The 2,329-nt window shown below is 46.2% G+C and carries 4 protein-coding genes and 1 other RNA gene; all 5 read right to left on the bottom strand.

Translation table 11 applies throughout. From position 1 onward, the window contains the following. Positions 1–189: 189 nt before the first annotated feature. The 5 genes from ACTHSP_RS19710 to ACTHSP_RS19690 all read right to left on the bottom strand — a co-directional run bounded on the left by ACTHSP_RS19710 (position 190) and on the right by ACTHSP_RS19690 (position 2,290). Positions 190–699 (bottom strand): protein disulfide oxidoreductase, encoded by a 510-nt coding sequence (locus ACTHSP_RS19710; protein WP_180947871.1) that lies wholly within the window; start codon positions 697–699, stop codon positions 190–192. 84 nt (positions 700–783) lie between these two features. After that, positions 784–1,176: a 30S ribosomal protein S9 gene (gene rpsI / locus ACTHSP_RS19705; protein ID WP_003681515.1), complete on the bottom strand. Its 393-nt coding sequence runs from the start codon at positions 1,174–1,176 to the stop codon at positions 784–786. Between the two features lie 12 nt (positions 1,177–1,188). Then, on the bottom strand, positions 1,189–1,620 hold the full coding sequence (gene rplM / locus ACTHSP_RS19700; RefSeq protein ID WP_003684605.1) for a 50S ribosomal protein L13: 432 nt from the start codon (positions 1,618–1,620) through the stop codon (positions 1,189–1,191). Between the two features lie 179 nt (positions 1,621–1,799). Next, a non-coding RNA gene (ssrS, locus tag ACTHSP_RS19695) (6S RNA) lies at positions 1,800–1,980 on the bottom strand. A 7-nt stretch (positions 1,981–1,987) separates the two neighbouring features. Beyond that, complete coding sequence (locus ACTHSP_RS19690) at positions 1,988–2,290, bottom strand: cell division protein ZapA (RefSeq protein WP_003681511.1); 303 nt, start codon at positions 2,288–2,290, stop codon at positions 1,988–1,990. Between the last annotated feature and the right edge of the window lie 39 nt (positions 2,291–2,329).

The raw sequence follows: 2,329 nt of genomic DNA, 5'->3' as shown, positions 1-2,329 counted from the left end.
GTTTGTTTTGATAATAATGTTTCCAATTGTTCTTATGGTTATATCTTAGTCTATTTTCTTTATAATCTCAACAAAATCATATGTTATCGGGAAAGAGATAGTTTATTTATTTATGAAGTGGAATAGGATAAAAATATTCGGCGAAGATGATTCTTTGGATTTTCTATTTTTGGTGGATTTTCAATGAATTTAGCCGAAGATGTCTGCTAAGTAAATTCTGATTTTTAAGCCGATGTAGCTAGAAAGCCCGGATGTGTGATGAATCATTTTGCCATCTTTTAATATGATAATGGTCGGTGTGACGGCTATATTCCATTTTTGAGCCATCAGGCCGTCTGAATCATTGAAGTTTGGAAAGGATAGATTGTTTTGTTGCATATGGTGGGCAATGTCCGCGTCGCTTCCGGAGCGCAAGGCTATGCCCAGTGTTGGGATATCGTCTTGGTGTAGTTTTTCTATGGTTGATGATGTGTATGAACAAATACGACACCAGCTGCCCCAAAAATAAACGACGGCAACCCGATTTTGGCTGAAGGATTGGAGGGAAGTGGTTTGTCCATCGGTTAAAGTGATGGTTTGTGCTGCCGACTGCAAGGGTTGGTCAGGCTTGCGCACCCAGTCGACAATCATGGATAAGAAGATGAAGATAATCACAGCCTGAAGCAATGATTTGGCGTAGTGGAGCAGAGTTTTCATCATATATTGCGGGGGATATTGGATTATCGTTTTATAAATGAAAAAAGCCTTGCAGAGCAAGGCTTTTGATTCGATCCTAGAAACGTATTAACGTTTGGAGAATTGTTTTGCGCGACGTGCTTTGCGCAAACCTGGTTTTTTACGTTCAACTTCACGAGCATCGCGAGTAACGAAGCCTGCTTGAGACAGGGCTGGTTTCAGGGCTGCATCGAAGTCGATCAGGGCGCGGGTGATACCGTGACGGATAGCGCCGGATTGACCGGTTTCGCCGCCACCGGTTACGTTAACTTTGATGTCGAAAGATTCGGCATTTTCAGTCAGAACCAGAGGTTGACGTACAACCATGCGGCTGGTTTCACGTGCGAAGAATTCGTCAACGGGGCGGCCGTTTACGATGATTTGGCCGGTACCTTTAGTCAAGAATACACGAGCCACTGAACTTTTGCGGCGGCCTGTGCCGTAGTAGTATTTACCGTTCATGTCGTGTCCTTATTATTTCAGTTCCAAAACTTTAGGTTGTTGTGCAGCGTGGCCGTGTTCGGCGCCGGCGTACACTTTCAGTTTTTTGATCATGGCGTAGCCCAGAGGACCTTTAGGCAACATGCCTTTTACGGCTTGTTCCAAAGCGCGGCCTGGGAATTGCTCTTGCATTTCGCGGAAAGTACGCTCGTAGATGCCGCCTGGGAAACCAGAGTGACGGAAGTATTTTTTGTCTTCGAATTTAGCACCAGTCACGCGCAGTTTGTCTGCGTTGATGACGATGATGTAGTCGCCAGTATCAACGTGAGGGGTGTATTCGGGTTTGTGTTTGCCGCGCAGACGGTGTGCGACTTCGGCTGCGACACGACCCAGAACTTTGTCTTCTGCGTCAATGACGAACCATTCGCGCTTCACCTCGTGGGGTTTTGCAGAGAAGGTTTTCATGGTTGGAATCCAGATATATATAGAAAGTTATGGATTTTAAAGAGGAGATTGGTTTTTGTCAATCTTAATTGAGTGTGTTTGATGCATGAATATGCGGTTTTTTCAGACGGCCGGAAATCTTTACGAAAGTCTTTACTTAGAAAGGGAAAAGCCACACCTGTCGGTATGGCTTTTTTTAGGGAATCCCCACGAGTGCCGTTTAGGCTGAATCCGCTTGAACCTTGCTGACAAGGCGGTCACCTCGGGTAGTTTCGGGTGCGTCCGATAAACGGACACTCGCGCCCACTACAGCTCCCGGCAACCTAAAGCGAACGTATTGGTTCAAAGGAATATATGCCTTCGCGAACACCGCAGGGAAAAGGGGAAATTAGTTTTGCTCCAAGCGCGCCAGTGCTTTTTGGCACGCGTTGTTCATGTCGGTTATTTTACGCTCAAATTCACCGATTGCCAAATCGTCGTTGAGGGTGGTTTTCAAGAGGTCGTGTACGACGTTGAGGGCTGCCATGACGACGATTTTGTCCGTGCCGACGATGCGGCCGCTTTCTTTAATCGCGTCGCTTTTTTTGTTGAGCATTTCAACGGCTTGTAGCAGGGTGGCTTTTTCTTCACTCGGCGTGTTGATGGTGAAGTTGACATTCATGATGTCGAGATTGACTTGTTCGATACTCACGGGGCGTCCTTTTATTGTTGTGTTTCTTGGGGCAATCGG

It is taken from the genome of Neisseria sp. P0001.S005 (genome assembly GCF_051963715.1).
The sequence above is the reverse complement of the archived record's forward strand: the minus strand, read 5'-3'. Positions and strand labels throughout refer to the sequence as shown.